The sequence below is a fragment of the Clostridium lacusfryxellense genome (genome assembly GCF_018861735.1).
Lineage (GTDB): Bacteria > Bacillota > Clostridia > Clostridiales > Clostridiaceae > Clostridium_AD > Clostridium_AD lacusfryxellense.
On the sequence record NZ_JAHLEB010000056.1, the window covers coordinates 23,024 to 31,104 of the forward strand.

The window sequence follows — 8,081 nt, forward strand, 5'->3', positions numbered from 1 at the left end:
GAACCAGGAGGAAGTTTAAAACTATGATGAAATATAGTAATGTTTTTATAGCGGTTATTCCCCAAAAGGTAGAGGAAGTTAAATACTTTTTGCAAGATATAAATACACCCTTTTGGATATGGTTTTTTAGAATAGCGTTTTGTGTTTGTATGTTAAGTATACTAATAAGTTTCTTTTATTATGAAAATAAAAAAGAATGACAAAATAAAAAATGACAAAAAAGAATTACAACAGTTTATTGTTGTGTGGGAGAAGATAAATGTTATTTTCAAGTATAGTTTTTTTATTTTATTTTTTACCAGTAGTAATATTAATTTATTATTTCTTGAGTTTCTCAAGACTTTCACAAAATATTTGGTTATTTATTACTAGTATTTTATTTTATGCATGGGGTGAACCCATTTATGTGCTGCTTATGCTGTTTTCAATTTTATTGAATTCATTATTTGGATTTCTCATTGATAAAAATCGTGAGGACACAAAAACAGCAAAAATATTACTTATTGTTGATTGCTGCATAAACATGGGTATATTATTTTTTTACAAGTACTTAAATTTCTTGATAGTAAATATTAATGATATGTTTAAAGGGCATTTACCTACTACATCACTTTTACTTCCTTTAGGGATATCATTTTTTACTTTCCAGGCATTATCTTATGTTATTGATGTTTATAACGGAACTACAAAAGTAGAAAAAAACCCATTCTACGTTGGATTATATATTTCGTTTTTTCCACAGCTAATTGCAGGCCCTATTATTCAATATAATGATGTGGCAGAGCAAATTAGAACGCGTACTTCAAGCTATCAAAAATTTTCTGTTGGTGCATGTCGTTTTGTAACTGGACTAGGTAAGAAAATGCTGCTAGCAAATAATTTTGCTATAATGGCAGATAATATTTTTAATTGGTCAACGATTGGTGCGCAAACTTATGAAGTTCCAGTAATGCTTGCATGGCTAGGTGCAATCGCATATACATTGCAAATTTTCTTTGATTTTTCTGCATATTCTGATATGGCAATCGGGCTTGGATTGATGTTTGGATTTAAGTTTAATGAAAACTTTAATTATCCTTATATTTCAAGGTCTATAACAGAATTTTGGAGAAGATGGCATATTTCACTATCAAGTTGGTTTAAAGAATATGTTTATTTTCCTTTGGGTGGTTCAAGAACTGCTAGTAAAGATAAAATGGTACGAAATCTACTTATTGTATGGCTACTCACAGGGATTTGGCATGGAGCTAATTGGACATTCCTATTTTGGGGATTGTGGAACTTCATCTTTATATTGTCAGAACGTTTTTTGCATTACCATGAGAATAATAAACATAGAATCCTAATGAATATTTATACTATGATTATTGTAACATTTGGCTGGGTAACATTTAGGGCCAAGGATCTGTATCAAGCAGGAAGGTATTATCTTAATATGTTTGGTCTTAATAACAATGGATTTTACAGTGATTTAGCAATTGTATTTATAAAAGAAAATGCCTTGTGGTTAGGCCTAGGGGTTTTATTATGCACACCGATTTCAAAGAAGATAAATAATCTGCTGGCAGCTCGAAAAATGTCTGTCCTTGGAAATATATACAGTATTGCTTATCCAATTGCTATAACAGGGCTATTTATTATATGTGTTGTTTACTTAGCGAGAGGCACATACAATCCATTTATCTACTTTAATTTTTAGTGTGCAAAAGGGGGCATAGATATGAAACATTTTTTTATGAAGAAGTATATATTTGCAGGAGTATTTCTTCTTATATTGTTTACCTTCGGAATTACTAATTTTATATATCAATTTGATGGGATGAAAACAACTTTTAAGGAGTATGGAAAAATAACTAATCAAAGTGATGTGAAAAATCTAATTAGCAAAGTAGAAGCAACGGCAAATGATAAGCTGCTTTTTAAAATTGACTTTATTGAAACATATGGATACATTCAAAAGCTTCTTGGTAAAAGTGAAATTGATAATTTTACTTACGGAAAGGATAAAAATGGTTATCTAAACTATGCAAGCTTTTATAGAGAAGATAATTCTAAATTAATGGAATATGCAAAACAAATGCGAAGATTAAAAGAAAGTGTTGAAAGTACTGGCGCTAAAACACTATTTATTAATCCACCAGGAAAATATCAAGGTCACAATTCGGTATTTGACAGTGGGTTTCCTGTTAAGGATCCAAATCTAGTTCAAGATGAGTTTTTACTTAATCTTCAGAGTAATGGTGTGGAAACATTAGATTTACGCAAACCAATACTAGAATCGGGTTTGCCTTATGATAAACTTTTTTATAAAACAGACCATCACTGGACAATTGAGGCAGCTTTTCTTGGGTTTCGTGCCATCTTGAGTGATATGAAAAGCCGATATGGATTGAATGTTGATCCAGATGGATTCTATAGTGATATAAATAATTACAATAAATACACCTATCCTAAAAGTATGTTAGGTTCTATGGGACGAAACACAGGAATTAATTATAGTGGGCTTGATGATTTTACATTTATTACACCTAAATTTAAAACAGATTTAGTTTGGGAATCGATAAATCTTGAGGGCATTAAAAAACGTACGGAAGGTAGTTATGAAGAGGCAGTATTACGATTAGATCTTCTAACATCATCTTCTAAAATTTACACTGTTTCTAAGTATGATGCATATAGCCAAATCAATCCATGGGATAAAATAACAAATAAGAACAATCCAAATGGTCCTAAAATTTTGTGTATAAGAGATTCTTATTTCTCGCCAACCCTTTCTTTTTTGGCACCATTATGCAGTGAAATAGATATGATTTGGCCACTTGCGACGAGTAGTAAGGTGGATATTGAAAAATATCTAAAAGAGAATAAATTTGATTATGTATTCGTTGAATTATATCCAGACAATATTGATGATGAAGCTTTTACTTTTTTCAAAAATAAATAGAAATAATATAATATTAATAGTGGGGAGGCTGCGGTTGCATAAAAAAATACTAAATATTTTTGGTTGGATTATTCTTTTAGCAATTATGTTTTGTGGATACTGGGGCATTCACATGCAAAATATAAAGAAAAGTGAACAAGGATCACGAGTTGAAGTTTCTTTTTTAGGACTTCGCGAAGATGCAGACTGCATTCTTTTGCAGCAAGGACAAGTTAACGTGCTGATTGATACAGGTGAAATACAAGATTCTGATAAAATTATAAATTATTTGAAAGAAAAAAATGTGAATACTATTGAATATTTAATCTTAACACATCCAGATAAGGACCATATTGGTAGTGCAACTGATGTTATAAAGAATTTTAAGGTGAAAAATATCATCGAGCCTTATTATCCGAAAAGCAATGAACTGCTGGATAAGTTGAATAAGAAAATTAAAGAAGAAAATATCCCTATTATATATCCGATTTTAACTCGCAAATTTTCAGTTGGAGAGATGAATCTAGTTGTATATCCACCACTAGAAAAACATTATTCGAAAGACAATAATTATTCATTAGCTACATTGATTAATCATGGCAGCGTTAATATGCTCTTTGCAGGAGATGCCGAGAAAAAAAGGCTTGACGAAATGTTGCTTACTAACTGGCGAAACATTGACCTTTTGAAAATACCTCACCACGGTAGGGCAAACATTAATTCAGAGAGATTTATTAGAGCGGTAAGTCCAACTTATGCGGTAGTTACATCAAATAATTCTGATGAGATAATTAAGAAAACCTGTGAAGAAATAAAAACTTTATTGCTTTATACAGGAACTGGGGATAAGGTTTTTCATAGTAATGGTAAGGTATTGGAACTACAAAAATAATTCGAATATAATCTTAAAAATAAGGGGGTATAAAACGTTATGAAAAAAAATAATTTACGAAGTTATAAAAACAGAGCTTGGTTAATGCTTAATATAGTGTTAACTATTATTTATTTAGTGTGGAGGGTTTTCTACACGGTGCCAGTTGAATACGGAATGGTATCACTAGTTGCTGGTGTAGCATTAGTTGTTGTGGAGGTATTAGGTGCTTTAGAAGCAGGTGTTCATTATTTCAATATGAATAGAATAGAAAACCATCTGTTGCCTGATGTTCCTATAGATATGTTCCCAGATGTGGATGTATATATTGCAACATATAGTGAACCTAATGATTTACTTTTCAAAACAGTAAATGGATGTGTGCACATGGACTATCCCGATAAGAGTAAAGTTCACATATATTTATGCGATGATAGTAGGAGACCAGAAGTTCGCAAACTTGCACAGGAGATGGGCGTAGGTTATTTAGATAGAAAAGATAATAAAGGTGCTAAGGCGGGGAATTTAAACCATGCTATGTCTGTTACATCATCTCCTTTGATTGTGACTTTTGATGCTGATATGATTCCAAAACACGATTTCTTAATGAAAACTGTTCCATATTTTGTTGATGTGGATATTAAGAATAAGGATCGTAATGAAAAGGATAAAATTAGACTTGGGTTTGTTCAGACACCACAAAGTTTTTACAATCCGGATTTGTTTCAGTTTAACCTATTCTCTGAAAATAGGATTCCAAATGAGCAAGACTATTTTTATAAAGATATTCAAGTTTCAAGAAATAAAACAAATAGTGTTATTTATGGTGGATCTAATACAATGTTATCAAGAGCAGCGCTTGTTGACATTGGTGGGTTCTATACAGGTTCTATTACAGAAGATTTTGCCACAGGCATATTACTTCAGAAGAAAGGATATATATGTTATGCAATAAACGAGGTTTTAGCTTCAGGACTATCTGCAACAGAGCTTAAGAGTTTAATAGATCAACGTGTTCGTTGGGGGAGAGGGGTAATTTCAACGGGAAGAAAGATGCATATTCTTTTTACACCTCACTTAAGCTTAGGACAAAAAGTTAATTATTTGGCATCAATTTGGTATTGGTATGTACCAATAAAAAGGTTAATATATATTATGTCACCAATTCTTTTTGCTACATTTGGATATGTAGTACTTAAGTGTACACTGCCTCAAATATTAATATTCTGGCTTCCTATGTATATAACCAGTAATATATCATTAAAAATGCTTAGCCAAAACATTCGAACTACAAAGTGGACAAGCGTTTACGAAACACTTATGTTCCCATTTATGTTATTCCCAATTATTCTAGAAACTTTTGGTATAACTCTTAAGAAGTTTAAAGTTACTAAGAAGGGTGAAATTATAAATGAAAAAGGTAAAAATGCTGGATATATGATTCCTTTTATAGTTTTGATTGTATTGTCGGTCATAGGCATTATCAATTGTATACGCACAATCTTTGAAAGTGGATCATTAAATCCAGTTGTTATTTTATTCTGGTTAATTACGAATTTATTCAGTTTAGTTATGTCACTTTTCTTTGTACAAGGAAGAGATTTTATTCGTAAGAGCGAAAGAGTTAATGCCGAAGTAGATTGTGAAGTGCGAGATAACCTTATGTCCATAATAACTACAACTAAAGATTTTTCTGAAGATGGTATTTCAGTTATGCTAAATAAACCTGTAAATATTGATGATGAACTAGATGTTGATATTGATTTAAAAACAGATAGATATCACGCGAAAATGAAGGGTAGAATAGTTCATGTTGAAGAAAGTAGTGAAGGCTTTAAATATGCATTCTGTATAACTGATATGCTAGATTCATATGAGGAATATCTACAAATATTATATGATAGAGTACCTACACTTCCTTTAAATTTATCTGAGTCTCTAAGTAGCTTTGATGATTTAAGACTCAATGTTTCTAATCGATCAAAAGAGACGTTTTATCAGAATAGAAGGCTTCCTAGAATTAATATGGAAATTGATGTTAATACCGATAGTGGTAGCTTTGTGCATATAATAAATTATAACTACAAACATATTGTATTAAGTGTAGAAGATAAAGCTACTAATTTCACATTGCTATTAGTAGAGGGGTTAGAACTTATATGTAAATATGAGAGAATAATAACAGATAATATAGCCCTATATGCAATTGAAAATTACAATGAAATCCATAATAATGATGAAAAGCAAAAATTACTAGAGAAATGGATTGAAGAAGTTAGGATTCATAATCCAAATGAAACGGAGGGGAAAAATGATACAAAGGTATCAAATAATGAAGAATTCCAAGAAATGGATTTATTATAAAAAATATCGTATATTTATTGTAGTTCTAATTGTGATTTTATCTGGAATCTATTTTGTTCAATATACCTATAATAAATCAGCTGGCATTCGGTTTGTAAAAAACATGAATGTTGGCTGGAATCTTGGAAATTCTTTAGATGCTGATGGAAAGAAGATTAAAAATGGTGATCCAGAAATCTACGAGGTTTCTTGGGGAAATCCAGTTACTACAAAGGTTATTATAGATGAGATTAAAGATGGTGGGTTTAATACAGTTAGAATCCCAGTTACATGGTACCATCATATGGATGAAAAAGGTGTAATTGATCAAAAATGGATGAACAGAGTGCAAGAAGTTGTTGATTACGTTATTGAAAATGATATGTATGCCATCGTTGATATCCACCATGATAAATGGTTTGTGCCATCTTATGATAATCAAGAGAATGCCAAGAAGATGTTGAGTTCAACATGGTCTCAAATTGCAGAGCGATTTGCAAATTATGATGATCATTTAATATTTGAAGCGATGAATGAGCCAAGGTTAATTGGTACAGAGTTTGAGTGGAATGCTGGAAACAAAGAGGTTAGAGAAGTGGTAAATAATTTAAATGAGACGTTTGTAGAAACAATAAGGTCAGGGTCAAATGAAAATAAAAAACGTTATTTAATGGTAGCACCATACTGTAATTCATCCGACATTGAAGCTTTAGACGATTTTGTATTACCTAAGGATGAACGAATTATCTTGTCAATACACGAATATATCCCATATGAATTTACTATGAAGGAAGATGTTGAGAAGATATGGAGTAAAGATAATAGTGATGATACAAAAGAAATAGATAACACTTTCAATAATCTTTATAATAAGTTTATTAGTAAGGGGATACCTGTTATTATTAGTGAGTTTGGTGCAGCTAATAAAAACAATCTTAAAGAACGGTTAGAATGGGCTAAATATTATGTGACTGCCGCAAGAGAAAAAAATATTATGTGCATTTGGTGGGACGATGGAAGTAATGAAGAAAAAAAAGGCAAGTATGAATTATTTGATAGATATAATTTAAAATGGGAGTATCCTGAAATTGTGTATATATTAGTTCGTAAATCAGATAAATAATAAGTCTGAACTTCTTTAAAAAGAGGTTCAGACTTATTATTTTTTTGCTGTTTTATGTAGTACGATTTCCTAGAATATTGCATTAAATACCACTTATTATTTAGGGTGTTTTAGATAATAATTAATAGTAAGTTTAAGTTTATATTTTTAAGCTTAATAATATTTAAGAGGGAGAAAGGAATTAAAGGATAGATGGGATGTTTCTACTGCAATTCAAAGAGATTGTTACTCTGCATTCTTAATAATGAATATTGGCAATGATTTAGAAACTATTAATAGAGAATTATGTTTTAGAACTTATGACAATTTTAAGCAATTACATGATGATGAAATAAATAGACTTAAAATATTAAAAGAAAATGGGGCTAAATTAATATCCAGTATGGGAATTTAAATATAAACAAATATGGTTTTGAACCGAGCCATTATGCTATCGTTAATGGGCTAAATATAGTCTTTGGTAGTAAAAGTCTTATTATAATTAGATGAGTCATAATATGTTGTAAGATATAGAGGAAATATAATTCCTATAAATGAGAGTATTATGGAAGTTTAAGAAGAACTAAATAATATTAAAACCTCAGAAAGAGTAGATGAAAATAATGAAATATTTTACCCAGGTGAAAGAACGTTAAATACTAGAAATAGAAATTTAGAGTTAGGAATACCGGTAGATGAAGACATATGGAGATCTATAGAAAATATGTAAATTGGGCCTGTAAATAATTTTGTGTAAACAGAATATAATATACTCTTTCTTGGCAATAATTGAGATAAGTGATTATCAAAGATTGTAAGGAGGAGTATTTTTATGTCAAACA

At 30.5% G+C, this 8,081-nt stretch carries 8 protein-coding genes; 7 read left to right on the forward strand and 1 reads right to left on the reverse strand.

Going from position 1 to position 8,081, the window contains the following annotated elements:
- Window positions 1-23 precede the first annotated feature (23 nt).
- From KPL55_RS21470 to KPL55_RS21500, 7 genes are all read left to right on the forward strand, one after another.
- Window positions 24-200, forward strand: coding sequence for a hypothetical protein (locus KPL55_RS21470; protein WP_216308804.1), 177 nt, complete (start codon window positions 24-26; stop codon window positions 198-200).
- Between the two features lie 215 nt (window positions 201-415).
- The gene (locus KPL55_RS21475) at window positions 416-1,699 is read left to right on the forward strand and encodes an MBOAT family O-acyltransferase (RefSeq protein WP_376770492.1); all 1,284 of its coding nucleotides are present in this window, start codon (window positions 416-418) and stop codon (window positions 1,697-1,699) included.
- Between the two features lie 21 nt (window positions 1,700-1,720).
- Window positions 1,721-2,944: an alginate O-acetyltransferase AlgX-related protein gene (locus KPL55_RS21480; RefSeq protein ID WP_216308806.1), complete on the forward strand. Its 1,224-nt coding sequence runs from the start codon at window positions 1,721-1,723 to the stop codon at window positions 2,942-2,944.
- 34 nt (window positions 2,945-2,978) lie between these two features.
- Window positions 2,979-3,815 (forward strand): ComEC/Rec2 family competence protein, encoded by an 837-nt coding sequence (locus tag KPL55_RS21485; RefSeq protein ID WP_216308807.1) that lies wholly within the window; start codon window positions 2,979-2,981, stop codon window positions 3,813-3,815.
- A gap of 39 nt (window positions 3,816-3,854) precedes the next feature.
- On the forward strand, window positions 3,855-6,158 hold the full coding sequence (locus KPL55_RS21490; RefSeq protein WP_216308808.1) for a glycosyltransferase: 2,304 nt from the start codon (window positions 3,855-3,857) through the stop codon (window positions 6,156-6,158).
- Window positions 6,106-7,260 carry a glycoside hydrolase family 5 protein gene (locus tag KPL55_RS21495; protein ID WP_216308809.1) on the forward strand — a complete coding sequence of 385 codons (1,155 nt, stop codon included), beginning with the start codon at window positions 6,106-6,108 and terminating at the stop codon, window positions 7,258-7,260. The genes KPL55_RS21490 and KPL55_RS21495 overlap by 53 nt, the downstream gene beginning before the upstream one ends.
- A 244-nt stretch (window positions 7,261-7,504) precedes the next feature.
- Window positions 7,505-7,654, forward strand: a complete 150-nt coding sequence (locus KPL55_RS21500) for a hypothetical protein (RefSeq protein WP_216308810.1) — start codon at window positions 7,505-7,507, stop codon at window positions 7,652-7,654.
- Window positions 7,655-7,872: 218 nt separating this feature from the next.
- On the opposite strand, the gene KPL55_RS21505 is transcribed toward KPL55_RS21500, so the two are convergent.
- A partial coding sequence (locus KPL55_RS21505) for a hypothetical protein (protein WP_216308811.1) occupies window positions 7,873-8,081 on the reverse strand: 209 nt, incomplete at its 5' end.

What these genes read in the sequence shown, in the direction of transcription:
- KPL55_RS21470 (WP_216308804.1), top strand. Translation starts at nt 24, where the DNA reads ATGATGAAATATAGTAATGTTTTTATAGCGGTTATTCCCCAAAAGGTA.
- KPL55_RS21475 (WP_376770492.1), top strand. Translation starts at nt 416, where the DNA reads ATGCTGTTTTCAATTTTATTGAATTCATTATTTGGATTTCTCATTGAT.
- KPL55_RS21480 (WP_216308806.1), top strand. Translation starts at nt 1,721, where the DNA reads ATGAAACATTTTTTTATGAAGAAGTATATATTTGCAGGAGTATTTCTT.
- KPL55_RS21490 (WP_216308808.1), top strand. Translation starts at nt 3,855, where the DNA reads ATGAAAAAAAATAATTTACGAAGTTATAAAAACAGAGCTTGGTTAATG.
- KPL55_RS21495 (WP_216308809.1), top strand. Translation starts at nt 6,106, where the DNA reads ATGATACAAAGGTATCAAATAATGAAGAATTCCAAGAAATGGATTTAT.
- KPL55_RS21500 (WP_216308810.1), top strand. Translation starts at nt 7,505, where the DNA reads ATGAATATTGGCAATGATTTAGAAACTATTAATAGAGAATTATGTTTT.